This is a genomic window from Nonomuraea sp. NPDC003709 (genome assembly GCF_040610775.1).
Taxonomy (GTDB): Bacteria; Actinomycetota; Actinomycetes; order Streptosporangiales; family Streptosporangiaceae; genus Nonomuraea; species Nonomuraea angiospora_A.
Genome location: NZ_JBEXMW010000006.1, coordinates 226,994 through 240,859 on the forward strand (window position 1 = coordinate 226,994; position 13,866 = coordinate 240,859).

A 13,866-nucleotide genomic window follows, 5' to 3' on the forward strand; every position below is an offset into this window, starting at 1 on the left:
GGAACGATGACCGAAGTGATCGTGGCGGGCGCCGGACCCACCGGGCTGGCCCTGGCCTGCGAGCTGGCTCTGGCCGGCGTGGACGTCCTGGTGGTGGAGCGCCTGCCGTACCGGATCGAGCAGACCAAGGGCGGCGCGATCCAGCCGCGCACACAGGAGCTGCTCGAGCTGCGCGGCCTGCTGGAGCCGATGCAGGCCAGGGCGCTTTCACGCGAGCCGACGGGCGGGCACTTCGCGATGCTGCCCGTGCCGCTCGACTGCACGGCGTGGGACACCGCGCACCCGTACCCGCTCTCGATCCCGCAGGGGGAGATCGAGGCGGTGCTGGAGGAGCGCGCCACGACGCTGGGGGTCAAGGTGCTGCGCGAGAGCGCGGTGACGGCGGTCGAGCAGTCGGACGACGGCGTGGTCGTGACGGCCGGCGACCGGCGGATCGAGGCCCGCTACCTGGTGGCCTGCGACGGCGGGCACAGTACGGTCAGGAAGCTGCTCGGCGTGCCGTTCCCCGGCCGGCCGGGAACGTACACGGCGATGCTGGCCGACGTGCGGCTGTCGTCGGTGTCCGACCTCGTGCCGAAGACGATCGGGCACATCAGCACGCTCACGCGCGAGGTCGACGACCACTGGGTGATGCTGGTGCCGCTGGGCGGCGGCCGCTACCGGTTCACCGGCGGGGCGGCGGGCGAGGAGGAGCCGGCCAAGGACAAGCCGGTCACGTTCGAGGAGATCGCCGAACTGCTGCGCGTCGTGTACGGCGAGCAGACCGTGCTGGCCGCCGTGGACAACGCCTCACGGTTCAGCGACGCCACCCGGCAGATCGACAGTTACCGGGTGGGCAACGTGTTCTTCGCCGGCGACGCCGCGCACATCCACCCGCCCTTCGGCGGGCAGGGCCTGAACCTGGGCGTTCAGGATGCCTTCAACCTGGGCTGGAAGCTGGCCGCCGTACTGCGGGGCCGGGCCTCGACGGATCTCTTGGACACCTACCACGCCGAGCGGCACCCGGCCGGGGCCTGGGTCCTGCACATCACCCAGGCGCAGCGAGTCTTCGCCACTCCCCGGCCCGGCGCGGACGTCATCGAGCTGCGCAAGGTCTTCACCAACCTGATGCGCCTGCCCGAGGCCAACAGACACCTGGCGGGCCTGATGTCGGGGCTGTCGCACTCCTACGACCTGCCCGGCGACCACCCGCTGGTCGGTCACCGGGTCGCCGGCCTGGATCCGTCGCTGTTCCTGGCCGGCCGGCCCGTCCTGCTCGACCTGGCCGGCATCCTCCCGCCCGACCTCGGTGCCACGCGCGGCCGGCCGGTGGACGGCCTGCCCGGCGCGATTCTGGTCCGCCCCGACGGCTACGCGGCCTGGGCGGCGGACACGGACCCCGACCTGGACGCCCTCGTCGGGAACCCGTGCTGGTCCCTCCTAACGTAGGGCCGCATGGGTCTCACTCCCCAGGCGGCTCAGCGCCCGCATGGCCTCGCGCTCTATGCGGGAAAGATCGCTCAGGACGGTGCCCGCCTGGACGAGGTACTGCGCCTCGCCTGATTCGCCGGCCTTGGCGATCAGCGCCGCGGCTTCCGTCCACAGCGTGGCTGCCTCGGCGTACAGCTCGTGGCCGGTACGCAGGTGGCTGCTGTCGAGCAGGTGGACGCATTCGGCGAGGAAGTCGCGGTAGAGATTGCGGAACAGGGCGCCGCCGGTGCCGGCCTTCTCCATCAGGAGGGCGGCCTGCGGCAGGTCCCGCCGCGGGTCGTGGGTCCGCTGGAGCCAGGCGCGTACCAGCTTGCCGGCCTTGTCGATGCCGCGGTGCCCCACGTTGGCGATGGGCGGGTTGAGGAAGGCGTCGGCGCAGGCCGTGATGGCGGGAATGATCTGGGCCTGCGGGGAGGGCAGGTTCCTCGGGGCTGCGAGGGTGAAGGACCGGTGCTTGGCGGTCATCGGGCCGCGCGCGGCCCTGGCCTGGGCGAGTGTGGTCAGGCTGGTGGATACCGCTCCGCCTTGCTGGTCGGTGTCCACCAGGTAGGCGTCGTGGTCGTCGTAGCCGTACATGGCGACGACATGACCGCCGAAGTGCACCTTCGACCCGAAGTACTCCAGGTGGTAGCTGTCGAGCTGCAGCCCGACGGGGCGGCCGGCGTCGATGGGCGCCGCCACGTTCTCCCATCCCTTACGGGGGGAGCTGGTCTCCTGGACCACGAGCTCCAGTCCGAGCCTGGCGGCCAGGTTCCTGGTGAGGTCGAAAGGCTTGACCCGGCCCCCGAGGAAGGGGAAGCCCATGTTCTTGCTGTCCCAGTAGATGAAGGACAGGCCGGAGCCGAGACCGAAGAGCATGGGCTCGGACAGATCGAGTCCCTGGTGCCGCAGCAGCACCCCCAGAGCCGTCGTCTCGCAGTGCTGTGTACCGCGGGTGTCGACGTCTTTCACCTTCGTCATGCCTTGCTCTCCTGGATGGGGATGATCAGCCGGGTCATCAGTTCTTCTTGCGGCGCCTCTGCCGGCCCGACGAGATAGGCCTCACGTACGGGCGCTTTCGGACGCAGCCCGCGCTCGTGGATGGCGGCGAAGAGCGCGTTGTAGGCCAAGGGCAGCTGGGCGTAGGGCCCGATGTGCACGGTCTCGGCCACGGGTCCGCCGGGCAGCACCACGAACTCCAGGCCGGGCGCCTCTTCCCCCTGCGGCGTCTGCGCTCCGACGGCGATCTCCAGCCGCTCTTCCAGATCCAGCGGGTACAGCGCCCACAGCGGCGGCTCCCACGCGATCCCCGCCTTGCCGAGCACGGGCAGCAGCCGGCTCACGCACTCCTCGAACGTCTCCCCGATCTCCGCAGGGGCGCAGACCGCGCGCGCCACCGCCAGCCGTCGCTCCGGCTCCCTGCCCATCGTCACCTCATAGCCGGGCAGGCCACCCTCCGCCAGCCGCTCCAGCATCTTCAGCCGCGCCTGGTCCCTGCTGATCCGTTCGGCCAGCCGATCCCGCTCAGCGCGCAGGATCTGCGTCCTGGACTCGGGCTCGGCGGCCAGGGCCTGGGCGATCACGGCCAGGGGAAGGTCCATTTCGCGCAGCAGGGCGATGGTCAGGGCATCGCGTGCCTGCTCAGGCGCGTAATAGCGGTAGCCGGAGCCGGCGTCCACGTGAACCGGGGCCAACAGCCCCGTCTCGTCGTAGTGCCGTAGCTGCTTGACGCTGAGCCGACAGAGGCGGGCGAAGCGCCCGATGGTGAGAAGTTCGCCTTGCACGTCACCATGGTGGACTCTCCCACAATGGGAGAGTCCAACGCCGTACCCGTTGGGCCCGCGACGGCGGCCGCACGGCGGGTAGACGGCTGGCCGATGCCGCGGTATTCCTCGACCGGGCTGGAGGCCGCCGCGCATGCGGCTGGTGTAGAGGCGGCCGTCCAGGCGGTCGAGTTCGTGGGCGACCAGCCGAGCTTGCCCTCCTTGGCCGCCATCGCGAGCGCGGCCCGGAGCCGACAGGCTCGATCAGCCGATCGGCGGTGCGAGGTATTCCAGCGCATAACCGGCGCCGGAAGGGGTTACGCGGGCGATGCCGGGTGAGTCGAGGTGGGCGCCGGCTACGAAGTGGTGTGGTTGGGTCAGTTGTTCGAGGAGAGCCGCTCGCGCGGCGCGGGCCTGGGGCTGGTTGCCGTCGAGCTCCCAGGACACGTTCGGCTGATCGAATTGGAGCGTGGGAACGTGAACGGTGTCGCCCCAGGCGAGAAGGTGGCCGGTGCCGCTCCTGACGTCGTAGACGGTGTGACCGGGTGTGTGGCCCGGTGTCGGGATCGCGGTGATCCAGTCGTTGATCGCGACCTTCTCCGACACGGGTACGACCCGGTCGCGGACCGGCTCGAGCCGCCCCGTGAACACCGAGGTGTCGCCCGCGCCGATCCACACGCGCTCGAGTTTGGTGAACGCCTCTGAACCGTCCGGCGCGATCAGGCCGCTCACGTGGTCTTCGTGCTTGTGGGTGATGGCCACATCGGTGACCTGCGCGCGGTCGATTCCCGCTTCGTCGAGCGCGTCGTAGATCAATCCCATGGTGGGGTCGTGCCAGGCGTTGGACGCGCCGGTGTCGATGAGAACCGACCGCGTGCCGTCGGTGACGAAGAAGGCGTTGACCGACAGCCGCAAGTTGTCGCCGGCCAGCGGGACGGCGGCCGGCAGCTCATCGAGCGTGCGCCCCTCCTCGTCGCGGAGCCGTGTCGGCGGCATGTCGATGTACCCGTCTCGCAACGAGATCACCTGCAGATCGCCGAATTCGAACGTGGCGTGGTGCCGGCCACTCGAGATCAAACGCATGGAACCTCCGTCGTGTTGGGCGCACATCGCTTGTCTCCGATAGAAGAACAAATCTTCTTTAGGAGATTACCCTACACTGTGGACAGCGAAGTACCCATCGATCGAGGAGCACGGTGGTCGAGCAAGACGGAAACGCGGCCGAACCGCAGCACGGAGACGACCTGGCCGGCGCGTTCGGCGGTAACGTGCGGCGACGCCGTGAGGAGGCGGGCCTGACGCTGGAGCAACTGTCCACACAGTCGTCGGTCAGCCGGGCGATGCTGTCCAAGGTCGAACGCGGTGAGAAGAGCCCGACGATCGGCGTCGCGTCCAGGATCGCCCACGCGCTCGACGCGTCGCTCTCGGAGCTGATCGGTGCGCCGGCTGCTGACGCGTCCGGTGTGGCCATTGTCATGCGCAAGAACGATCGCCCCGTTTTCCGTGACCCGGAAACCGGCTTCGAGCGGCACATGGTGTCAGCGGCCCCGGGCGCGGGAGGGGGCGAGATAATCGTCCACTACCTCCCCGCGCAGGTCTCTACCGGGCTGCTGCCCGCGTATCCGCCGGGTACGGAGAAACAACTCGTGGTGCTCGAAGGCACCCTCACCGTCGCGATCGGCGGGATCAGCGAGACCCTGAACACAGGCGACTCCCTGTTCTTCCAGGCCGACGCGGACCACGGCTTCGCCAACCGAACGAACGCTCCCTGCGAATACATCATGGTCATCTCGCGCAGAACCTGATCGGCCGCAGCTTGCGGGCCTGGACAAAGCCGGCTGGGCGTCGCCGACCTCACGGCATTCTTCGGGAGAGCCGACTTGCGAGCAGCTCCGCTCGCGGCCATCGCCTGCGAGGGCGCCGATGGCGGCCGACGATCCGCTCTGGCCCGCTTCCGGCGCCACCAGCCAGGCCGAGTACGGCCGCGGGCCCCTCCCCAGATCGGAGAAACACGGCGGCGAGCAGTTCGACTTTGAGCTCGCTCCCGTCGTCCAGGAGCGTGCGGCGATGAGGAGAAGAGCGAATTTCCCTAGGATCGGCTCTCCTGGCGCGCACGGCAGAAGCAGTGGGCCGAGGCACCGAGGATGGATGGCATGAAGATGGACCGGGCCAAGCTGGCGGACTTCCTTCGTCGTTCCCGCGAGCGGCTCCAGCCGCAGGAGGTCGGCCTGGCCGCCGGACCGCGGCGCCGCACGTCCGGACTGCGCCGCGAAGAGGTGGCCCAGCTGGCCGGGGTGTCGGCCGACTACGTGATGCGGCTCGAGCAGGCACGCAGCTCCCAGCCGTCGGCCCAGCTACTGAGCGCGCTCGCCCGGGCATTGCGGTTGACCGAGGACGAAAGAGATCACCTTTACCTGCTGGCGGGCCACCGGCCGCCCGAAGGGGCGCGCGCCGGAGATCACGTCCGTCCCGGCCTGCTCTACCTGCTCGACCGGCTGGGCGACACGCCCGCCCAGCTCCTCACCGACCTCGGCGATCTGCTCGCGCAGAACCCCCTGGCCGAGGCCCTGTTCGGATGCGTGTGCACGATCGAAGAACCGGACCGGAACATCGTGTGGCGCTGGTTCACCGACCCGTTCGTGCGCGAGCCGTACCCCACCGAGGAACACGACCGCCTGAGCCGCCTGCACGTCGCGGACCTGCGTGCCGCCGCGACGCGCCGCGGCTACGATCACTCCTCCAGTTCCCTGATCGACCGCCTCGAGGCGGCGAGCGAGGAGTTCGCCGCCCGCTGGCAGCGGCACGAGGTCGCCGTGCGCCGCGAAAGCCGGCTGCGCGTCATGCATCCGTCCATCGGGCCCGTCGAATTCGACTACGAGATGCTGCAGACGCAGGCCGCGGACCAGCGCCTGCGCCTCTTCACGCCGCCGCCCGGATCCAAGAGCATCGAGGCTCTCGAGCTCCTCCGCGTCGTCGGCCCGGAGACCGCCCACCGCAGTCATCGATGAGGGCCGCCGTTTCATCCTGACGGGACGTCTGGGTCGAGTCGGGCGTTCACGCGCCGGCGAGCAGGTCGGTGGAGACCTGCCAGAGGCGTGCGGCCTGGTCGGGGTCTTGTGCGTAGGCGGCGACGCCTCCATGGAGGTTGTCCGGGCGCAGTGGCTCGGCCTCGTTGCAATCTTCGAAGTAGCGGCCGCCGATCCCCGCGAGCAGTGGAGAGGTTGCGAGGAGAACCGAGGTTGCGGCTCCTTGTTCCGTTGTCTTCCACGGCAGCGCGGGGGCGCCGCTCGCCTCGAACTGCGCCAGCAGGTCACGGTTGACATGGCGCATCAGGTTGGTGCGGACCACGCCGGGCATGACGGCGTTGACGACGATGCCGTCGCCGGCCCACCGCTGGGCGGCCTCGACCGCGAACAGCGCGTTGGCCGTTTTCGACTGCCCGTAGGCGGCGTGCGCATCGTACGGTCGCCGCTGGAAGTGGAGGTCGTCGAAGACGACCGGGGAGAGCCGGTGCTGTGAGGAGCTGACCGAGACGACCCGGGCGTCCCCGGCTGCGGCGAGCGCCGGGCGCAGGGCGGTGGTCAGCGCGAAGTGGCCCAGGTGGTTGGTGGCGAAGTGCAGCTCCCAGGCGTCCGGGGTGTGAGTCAGCGGGACCCCCATGATCCCGGCGTTGTTGACCAGGATGTGCAGCGGACCCTGCCAGGCGGCGGCGAACGTCGCCACCGAGGTCTGGTCGGCGAGGTCCAGCACGGCGATGTGAATCTGCCTGTTGCCGGTGCCGGCGATGATGTCCTGCGCTACGGGCTCGCCTGCGGCAGGGTTGCGGACTGCCAGGGTCACCTCGGCGCCGGCGCCGGCCAGCGTGCGGGCGGTCTCGGCGCCGATGCCGGACGATGCGCCGGTGACGATGGCCCGGCGGCCGGACAGGTCGATGCCGGCGGCCACTTCGGCGGCGGTGGAGGTGGCGGTGAACGGTGTGGTGATGCGGGTGGTCACTGTCGTGGCCCCTTCGGTGGCCGTCAGGCGGTGACGAGGTGTTCGGGCCGGTCGCGGCGGGTGTGGAGGTCCCAGTAGATCTGGGCGATCTCGTCCGGGTCGGCGTGCGGGACGCCTTCGGGGGCGGCGACACTGGGCAGGAGGTTGATGGCCACGGTCGCGGCGTGGATGCCCTGGTCGGCGAGGGTGTTGTGCAGGTTGAGGACCCAGTTGCGCAGGGCGGCCTGCGCCGTGTTCATGGTGGCGAGCATCGGGTACGGGTTGATGGCGCCGCCGCCGGTGGTGTACAGGAGGGTGCCGGAGCCGGCGGCCAGCATGGCGGGCAGCACCGCCTGGGTGGCGGTGACCGCGCCGTAGAGAAGGTGCTGGATCGCGGGCTGGAGGTTGTCCACGGTCACCTCCGGCGGGTTGACCATGGTCAGGCCGCCGTGCGGGGAGTACTCCAGGACGTCGATGCCGCCGAAGTGGTCGGTGGCCTGGGCCAGCGCGGTGGTCAGCGCCGGCAGGTCGGAGACGTCGGCGGGGAAGCCGGCTGCGGTGATGCCGTCCGCGGCCAGCTGTGCCACGAGGGCGTCGAGGTTGTCCTTGCCGCGGGCGATCAGGGCGACCTGGAACCCGTGACGGCCGAAGACCTTGGCGATCGACAGGCCCATGCCGGGTCCGGCTCCGACGATGGCGATGGTGGGCATGCGTCTACTCCTTGTTGTGCGTACGAAAACGCCGCGTGCGGGCGCGGCGAACTACGCCTGAGGGCGGCGGGCGTCCGCAGGCGGGATCTGGCGGGTGTGTTACTCGCCGTTGAGCGGGGGTGCGGCGTCGGGGAAGCAGTCCTCGATGCTGGGCGTGTCGGGGTCGATGGCTTTGAGGACGCGCTGGGCGATACGGCCCATCTGCTGCTGCTGGGCCTTGGTCAGCGGGTCGAAGACGAGCCGGCGGACTTCGGCGACGTGCGCGGGTGCGGCTTCGGTGACCTTGGCCCAGCCGTCCTCGGTGAGGGTGGCCAGGGTGTAGCGGCCGTCGGCCGGATCCGGCCTGCGCGACACCCAGCCGCGTTTCTCCAGCCTGATGACGACGTTGGACAACCGGGACAGGGTGCTGGCGGTGTGGACGGCCAGCTCGCTCATCCGCTGGGTGCGCTCGGGCATCATCGACAGCCCGGACAGCACGAGGTACTCGAAGTGGCTGATGCCCGCGTCACGCTGCATCTGCGCGTCCAGCGCGGCCGGTAGGCGGATCAGCGCGTACGCGAGCGCGTACCAGTTCTGCTGCTCCCCGGCATCGAGCCAGCGCGTCTCCCCCGTGTCGTCCATGCCGCCAGCTTAGCTCCAAGCTTGGAGTGCTCACAACTCTCGATCACTTTTAGCTTGGAGTAATCTCATGCTAGCTTCACTCCAAGGTTGTAGTTAGGACGGGCTATGAACGCGATTCTCCGGGCCGCGTTCCTCCTGGTGGGCGACATGAAGCCGACCCAGCCGCGCTCCCCGCGTAGACACCCCCGTCCGCATCCAGGTTTACGAAAGGAAGTGCGATGAGCACGTCAGGCACCAGACTCCAGGTCGTCTTCGGCGACCTCCGCCACGCCATCGACGACGTCATCGGCAAACATCAGGTCACCATCGAGGAACTGTTCGCCGCGATCGGGTGGATCCAGCAGGTCGCCGCCGCCGGTGAGCTGCAGCCGGCGGGCATCTTGTTCGTCAAGAGCGTGCTGAAGGCCACCGAGGGCGCCACCTACGCCCATCCGGAGAAGGACGGCGCCGGCTATTGGGAGATGGAGGGCCCGGCCTACCTCCCCGGCGCCCCGCTGCTGGAAAGCCCCGCCGTGCTGCCGATGCGCCCCGACGAGCCGGGCGACCCGCTGATCGTCTCGGGAACGGTGCGGTCCACCTCGGGTGAGCCGCTGCCAGGCGCGATCCTGGACATCTGGCAGATCGACGCGAACTGCGTCTACTCCGGACTCACCACCGAGGACTTCGGGGGTCTCGACATCCCCAACGACTCGACAGGCATCCCCAAGTACAACCTCCGGGCGAGGATCATCGCCGACAGCGACGGCCACTACGAGTTCCGCAGCATCATGCCCGGCGCCGAAACACTCGGCATCGACAAGGACGGCAGCCCGCTGGCCGCCCTGACCAAGGCGCTGGCACTGCCAGGCATGCGTCCCCTGCACATTCACGCCATCGTCTCAGCCGATGGTGTCCATCCGCTGACCACCCAGATCTACTTCGACGGCGACCCACTCCTCAGCGGCACCATCGAGGGGCCCATCCCCCAGTCCGCGGTCAAGAGGACCGAACTCCACGACGATCCGGCCGACTATCAGGCCCGCGGCCTCAGCGTGCCGTACCGCACCCTCACCTACGACTACGTCCTGCGCCCGGCGACCTGAGGCCGTGGCGTCCATCATCGTCAGCGGCGGCAACAGCGGGATCGGCCTGCAGGCGGCGCGGGACCTCCTGGCCCGATTCATCGCACGGGGACAACTGGCCGGCACCACCGGCGAGCTGTCCCGGCTGATCGGCCGCCCGACGACGCCGATCGCCGACACGATCGCGGAAGGGCTACGGGCGCTCAACCGGCAGTGAAACCCCGGCCCGCGCCGCCACGCCCTGTTGCGTCACCCCGGTGGAGGCGGCCGTCCCCGAAAAGGCGCCATCCCGCCGCGCCACGTCGGGAGGGTACAGGCGGTCACCGCGAGGCCGGCGGACACGAGGGTGACGAGGCCGAGCGGGACGGCGGTGGCGGCGCCGCCGAGGCCGACCAGAGGCGCGGACAGGCCGCCGAACGCGAAGCGGGCGACGCCCAGCAGGGAGGAGGCGGTGCCGGCGATGTCGGGGTAGCCGGACAAAGCGAGCGAGGCCGCGGGTGCGGAGGTGACGGCGACGCCGCTGACCATCGCCAACAGCGACAGGACGACGGCGATCAGAGGCAGGTGCAGCACGGCGGCGGCCAGCAGCCCGGCCGCGCCGGCCGAGCACATGCCCAGTCCGATCGCCAGGGTTTTCCGCTCCGACCAGCGTTCGGCCAGCCGGCCGCCGAGGTAGCCGAACACCATGAAGCCGAGGGAGTTCAGGCCGAACGCGAAGGAGTACTGCTGCGGCGAGAGCCGGTAGATGCCCTGCAGGACGTAGGTGGCACCACCGAGGTAGGCGAAGATCGCGGCGTTGGTGAAGCCGCTGACCAGCACCGCGCCGAGGAACACCCGGTCGGCGAGCAGCCGCCGGAAGTCGTGGGCCATAGGCGTCAGCCCTCCCGTGACGCGCTGCTCACGCGGCAGCGTCTCGCGCAGGACGACGATCGAGGCCAGAAGGATGGCGACGCCGACCGCGGCGAGGAACAGGAACAGCCCGCGCCAGTCGGTGATGGAGGCGAGCTGCCCGCCGATGACCGGGCCGATGATGGCCGCCAGCCCGGCCAGCACGGTCAGCCGGCCGTAGTACCGCACCAGGGTGCGACCGGAGTAGAGGTCACGGCCGGCGGCTTGGGCGATCACGATGCCGACGGCGCCGGCCAGGCCCTGGACGAATCGGGCGGCGATGAGCGTCTCGATGGTGGGGCTGATGGCGCACAACGCCGAGGTGAGCACGTACGCGGCGACACCGGCCAGCAGAGGGCGGCGCCGGCCGTACCGGTCGGACAGGGGACCGGCGATGAGCTGTCCGAGGGCCAGCCCGAACAGGCAGGCGGTGATGGTGAGTTGCGCGGTCGAGGTGGCCGATCGCAGCTCGGCGGTGAGTGCGGGCAGGACCGGCAGGTAGAGGTCCATGGAGATGGGACCGAAGATCGTGAGCAGGCCGAGCACGATCGCGAGGGGGCGCTCGACGGCCTGTTCGCGCCTGCCTGCCCTGAGGTTGCCGGGGTTCGTGGGCGTGCCGGTCACGCTGTTCCTTCCATGTGCTCGCTGCGTCGATCGCTCCCGGCCGGTGAACGGCGGGGGCGGGCGGTGTCGCCGGGTTTACGGGTGCAGCAGCACCTTGATGGCACGGCGCTCGTCCATCGCCCGGTAGCCGTCAGCGGCCTGGTCGAGCGGGAGGCTGAGGTCGAACACTCTGCCCGGGTCGATCTGCCGCTCCCAGATGAGCCGCATCAGCTCGGGCAGGAAGCGGCGCACCGGGGCGGGGCCGCCGTGCAGGTGCACGTGGGAGAAGAACAGGCCCATACCGGGCAGATGCACATCGTGGGTGACGCCGACGTAGCCGACGTGCCCGCCAGGCCGGGTGGAGCCGATGGCCTGCATCATCGACTCCTGGGTGCCGACGGCCTCGATGACGCTGTGGGCGCCGAGCCCGTCCGTAAGGTCCTTGATCCGGGTGACGCCTTCCTCTCCGCGCTCGGTGACGATGTCGGTGGCGCCGTAGGCGAGGGCGAGGTTCTGGCGGGCCTCGTGGCGGCTCATCGCGATGATGCGTTCGGCGCCGAGTTGCCTGGCCGCCAGTACGCCGAGCAGCCCGACGGCGCCGTCGCCGACGACCGCGACGGTCTTGCCCGGGCCGGCCGCGGCGGCCACCGCGGCGAACCAGCCGGTGCCCAGCACGTCGGAGGCGGCCAGGAAGCCGGGGATCAGGTCGTCCGAGGGAACGTCGGGCGTGGCGATCAGCGTGCCGTCGGCGAGAGGGACCCGCATGTACTGGGCTTGGGCGCCGCTGACGCCCTGACGGTGGATGCAGGAGCTGTGGTAGCCGGCCCGGCAGCTCTCGCAGGTGTTGTCGGAGGTGACGAACGAACCCACCACGAACTGGCCGGGCCGCACCGCGGTGACCGCGGATCCGACCTCCTCGACGATGCCGGCGTACTCATGGCCCATCGGCCGCGGCCCGTCGAGTTTCTCCACGCCCCGATACGGCCACAGGTCCGAGCCGCAGATGCAAGTCGCCGACAAGCGGACGATCGCATCGGTCGGCTCGATGATCTGCGGTTCGGGACGGTCCTCGACCAGGACCTGTCCGGGAGCGGTCATGACAGCAACATGCATGAGAAGAGCACTTCCTCGATAGGCGGTGACGGAGACGGCCGCCGGTTCAGAACGGACAGGTCAAGAGCCGGTCGCGGCGGCCGGCTCAATCCGGACCGTGACCTGCTTGCCCGCTGCGGCGAGCCTGTCCAAGCCGGCCTTGACGACGCCGAGGCGGACCAGGCCCGGATCAGGGACCACCTGGCCGAGATCGTCGTAGTAGACGGCGATCACTCCGCTCGAGGGCCAGAAGTAGACCTCGCCCGGGGTGGGATCGTGAACCGGAGTACCGCCCTGGGCCGTGAGCGCGCGCGGCAGCCGCCCTGCCTTTGCCTGTCCCCACGCGTCCGTCAACTGCAGGGTCAACGGCAGCATCGCGGCGAACTGCCGTGACGGCGGCGTGTCGGTCAGGGTCGCGGTGACGGCCTGGTCGCCGAACCGCAGCACCATAGCCATTCCCGAAGTGACGCCCGCCGTGGCCGACAGCGGCCCGGAGATATGCGGGTTCGCCGGGAGCGCGCACCCGGCCAGGACGGCGGCCAGCGGGGCAGCCAGCAGAGCACGGGCCAGGCCGCGGGTCCAGGCGGCGACGGTCACGGCATCGGTCATGGCATCCAGCACATCCGAGCAGCCCAGGAGCGAGGAAGTCACTCCTGATGGATGTACTACCAGTACCTCCCAACCTGCCCAGGGGCTGGCGTACCGTCATGTCATGGACAACCGGTCCGATGTGCGCGAGTTCCTCACCTCACGACGCGCCAAGATCACCCCTGGGCAGGCGGGCCTGCCCGTCGCCGGCCAGCGCCGCGTCCCCGGGCTACGGCGCAGCGAGGTCGCCGCCCTGGCCGGGATGAGCGTGGAGTACTACGCCAAGCTCGAACGCGGCTCCCTGGCCGGAGTCTCGGCCGGCGTCCTCGACGCGATCGCCCGCGCCCTGCAGCTGGACGACGCCGAACGCGCTCACCTGCTCCGCCTCGCACACGAGGCCGACGGCAGCAACGCCATCCTGCGCCGGCGCCGTCCCAAGCAGCCGACGGCACGTCCCGGCCTGCAATGGATGCTCGACGCCATCACCACCGCCCCGGCGATCATCGGCAACAACCGATCGGATCTGCTGGCCGCCAACCACCTGGGGCGGGCCATGTACAGCGACCTCTACGCCGATCCCACCCGGCCGCCGAACTTCGCCCGCTTCACCTTCCTCGACAGCGCGGCCCGCCGCTTCTACCCCGACTGGGACCTGGCCGCCGACATGACCGTGGCCAACCTGCGCACCGCCGCCGGCAAAGACCCGCACGACAAGATCCTGCACGACCTGGTCGGCGAACTCTCCACCCGCAGCGACGACTTCCGTCATCGCTGGGGAGCCCACAATGTCCGCACCCACGGCACCGGCGTCAAACACTTCCGCCACCACATCGTCGGCGACCTCACCCTCACCTACGAAAGCATGGACCTGCGCGCCGAGCCCGACCTGTCCATGACGATCTATGCAGCCGAACCCGGCTCCCCGTCCGAGGACGCGCTCCGCCTGCTCGCCTCCTGGGCCGCCACACACGAGCACACCGACCGGCCCCAGGACACCGACCACCCGCGCATCGAGCGCACCTGACGCACAAGCACCCGATCAGGACCGTCCGGGTCCGGGTCGGATGCAGCGATCAACTCCTGCAACGCGGGCGGCAGGCACTGCATCGTGGCCGT

15 protein-coding genes are annotated in these 13,866 nt (G+C 70.0%); 6 read left to right on the plus strand and 9 right to left on the minus strand.

All coding sequences use genetic code 11. The features are described from left to right. Positions 1-6 precede the first annotated feature (6 nt). On the plus strand, positions 7-1,428 hold the full coding sequence (locus tag ABZX61_RS20360; protein ID WP_355196554.1) for an FAD-dependent oxidoreductase: 1,422 nt from the start codon (positions 7-9) through the stop codon (positions 1,426-1,428). Here the strand turns inward: ABZX61_RS20360 and ABZX61_RS20365 are convergent. The 3 genes from ABZX61_RS20365 to ABZX61_RS20375 form a co-directional block, all read right to left on the minus strand. Next, positions 1,420-2,430, minus strand: coding sequence for a BtrH N-terminal domain-containing protein (locus tag ABZX61_RS20365; RefSeq protein ID WP_355196556.1), 1,011 nt, complete (start codon positions 2,428-2,430; stop codon positions 1,420-1,422). The genes ABZX61_RS20360 and ABZX61_RS20365 overlap by 9 nt on opposite strands. Further along, positions 2,427-3,233, minus strand: a complete 807-nt coding sequence (locus ABZX61_RS20370; protein ID WP_355196558.1) for a GyrI-like domain-containing protein — start codon at positions 3,231-3,233, stop codon at positions 2,427-2,429. Before ABZX61_RS20370 ends, ABZX61_RS20365 begins: the two co-directional genes overlap by 4 nt. Positions 3,234-3,476: 243 nt before the next feature. Next, entirely contained in the window at positions 3,477-4,346 is an 870-nt protein-coding gene (locus ABZX61_RS20375) for an MBL fold metallo-hydrolase (protein ID WP_355196560.1), read from the minus strand. A 62-nt stretch (positions 4,347-4,408) separates the two neighbouring features. On the opposite strand from ABZX61_RS20375, the gene ABZX61_RS20380 reads away from it, so the two are divergent. Then, complete coding sequence (locus ABZX61_RS20380) at positions 4,409-5,017, plus strand: XRE family transcriptional regulator (protein ID WP_355196562.1); 609 nt, start codon at positions 4,409-4,411, stop codon at positions 5,015-5,017. A 348-nt stretch (positions 5,018-5,365) separates the two neighbouring features. Continuing rightward, positions 5,366-6,220 carry a helix-turn-helix transcriptional regulator gene (locus ABZX61_RS20385; RefSeq protein ID WP_355196564.1) on the plus strand — a complete coding sequence of 285 codons (855 nt, stop codon included), beginning with the start codon at positions 5,366-5,368 and terminating at the stop codon, positions 6,218-6,220. A 46-nt stretch (positions 6,221-6,266) separates the two neighbouring features. Here ABZX61_RS20385 and ABZX61_RS20390 read toward each other — a convergent pair whose 3' ends face one another. The 3 genes from ABZX61_RS20390 to ABZX61_RS20400 all read right to left on the minus strand — a co-directional run bounded on the left by ABZX61_RS20390 (position 6,267) and on the right by ABZX61_RS20400 (position 8,518). After that, positions 6,267-7,208, minus strand: a complete 942-nt coding sequence (locus ABZX61_RS20390; RefSeq protein WP_355196566.1) for an SDR family NAD(P)-dependent oxidoreductase — start codon at positions 7,206-7,208, stop codon at positions 6,267-6,269. Positions 7,209-7,231: 23 nt separating this feature from the next. Next, complete coding sequence (locus tag ABZX61_RS20395) at positions 7,232-7,897, minus strand: SDR family NAD(P)-dependent oxidoreductase (RefSeq protein ID WP_355196568.1); 666 nt, start codon at positions 7,895-7,897, stop codon at positions 7,232-7,234. Between the two features lie 99 nt (positions 7,898-7,996). Further along, the gene (locus ABZX61_RS20400) at positions 7,997-8,518 is read right to left on the minus strand and encodes a MarR family winged helix-turn-helix transcriptional regulator (protein ID WP_355196570.1); all 522 of its coding nucleotides are present in this window, start codon (positions 8,516-8,518) and stop codon (positions 7,997-7,999) included. A 218-nt stretch (positions 8,519-8,736) separates the two neighbouring features. On the opposite strand from ABZX61_RS20400, the gene ABZX61_RS20405 reads away from it, so the two are divergent. Beyond that, complete coding sequence (locus ABZX61_RS20405) at positions 8,737-9,600, plus strand: hypothetical protein (protein ID WP_355196572.1); 864 nt, start codon at positions 8,737-8,739, stop codon at positions 9,598-9,600. Between the two features lie 4 nt (positions 9,601-9,604). Beyond that, the gene (locus tag ABZX61_RS20410; RefSeq protein ID WP_355196574.1) at positions 9,605-9,796 is read left to right on the plus strand and encodes a hypothetical protein; all 192 of its coding nucleotides are present in this window, start codon (positions 9,605-9,607) and stop codon (positions 9,794-9,796) included. Positions 9,797-9,828: 32 nt separating this feature from the next. Here ABZX61_RS20410 and ABZX61_RS20415 read toward each other — a convergent pair whose 3' ends face one another. The 3 genes from ABZX61_RS20415 to ABZX61_RS20425 all read right to left on the minus strand — a co-directional run bounded on the left by ABZX61_RS20415 (position 9,829) and on the right by ABZX61_RS20425 (position 12,771). Further along, positions 9,829-11,091, minus strand: a complete 1,263-nt coding sequence (locus tag ABZX61_RS20415; protein ID WP_355196576.1) for a multidrug effflux MFS transporter — start codon at positions 11,089-11,091, stop codon at positions 9,829-9,831. Between the two features lie 75 nt (positions 11,092-11,166). Further along, the gene (locus tag ABZX61_RS20420; protein WP_355196578.1) at positions 11,167-12,183 is read right to left on the minus strand and encodes a zinc-dependent alcohol dehydrogenase family protein; all 1,017 of its coding nucleotides are present in this window, start codon (positions 12,181-12,183) and stop codon (positions 11,167-11,169) included. A gap of 60 nt (positions 12,184-12,243) precedes the next feature. Further along, positions 12,244-12,771, minus strand: coding sequence for a cyclophilin-like fold protein (locus ABZX61_RS20425; protein ID WP_355196580.1), 528 nt, complete (start codon positions 12,769-12,771; stop codon positions 12,244-12,246). A 103-nt stretch (positions 12,772-12,874) separates the two neighbouring features. Between ABZX61_RS20425 and ABZX61_RS20430 the strand changes: the two genes are divergently transcribed. Next, on the plus strand, positions 12,875-13,774 hold the full coding sequence (locus ABZX61_RS20430) for a helix-turn-helix transcriptional regulator (protein WP_355196582.1): 900 nt from the start codon (positions 12,875-12,877) through the stop codon (positions 13,772-13,774). Positions 13,775-13,866 lie beyond the last annotated feature (92 nt).

Excerpts from the sequence above, each read along its gene's own strand:
- ABZX61_RS20360 (WP_355196554.1), top strand. The coding sequence starts at position 7 with ATGACCGAAGTGATCGTGGCGGGCGCCGGACCCACCGGGCTGGCCCTG.
- ABZX61_RS20365 (WP_355196556.1), bottom strand. The coding sequence starts at position 2,430 with ATGACGAAGGTGAAAGACGTCGACACCCGCGGTACACAGCACTGCGAG.
- ABZX61_RS20385 (WP_355196564.1), top strand. The coding sequence starts at position 5,366 with ATGAAGATGGACCGGGCCAAGCTGGCGGACTTCCTTCGTCGTTCCCGC.
- ABZX61_RS20395 (WP_355196568.1), bottom strand. The coding sequence starts at position 7,897 with ATGCCCACCATCGCCATCGTCGGAGCCGGACCCGGCATGGGCCTGTCG.
- ABZX61_RS20400 (WP_355196570.1), bottom strand. The coding sequence starts at position 8,518 with ATGGACGACACGGGGGAGACGCGCTGGCTCGATGCCGGGGAGCAGCAG.
- ABZX61_RS20405 (WP_355196572.1), top strand. The coding sequence starts at position 8,737 with ATGAGCACGTCAGGCACCAGACTCCAGGTCGTCTTCGGCGACCTCCGC.
- ABZX61_RS20420 (WP_355196578.1), bottom strand. The coding sequence starts at position 12,183 with ATGCATGTTGCTGTCATGACCGCTCCCGGACAGGTCCTGGTCGAGGAC.
- ABZX61_RS20425 (WP_355196580.1), bottom strand. The coding sequence starts at position 12,771 with ATGACCGATGCCGTGACCGTCGCCGCCTGGACCCGCGGCCTGGCCCGT.
- ABZX61_RS20430 (WP_355196582.1), top strand. The coding sequence starts at position 12,875 with ATGGACAACCGGTCCGATGTGCGCGAGTTCCTCACCTCACGACGCGCC.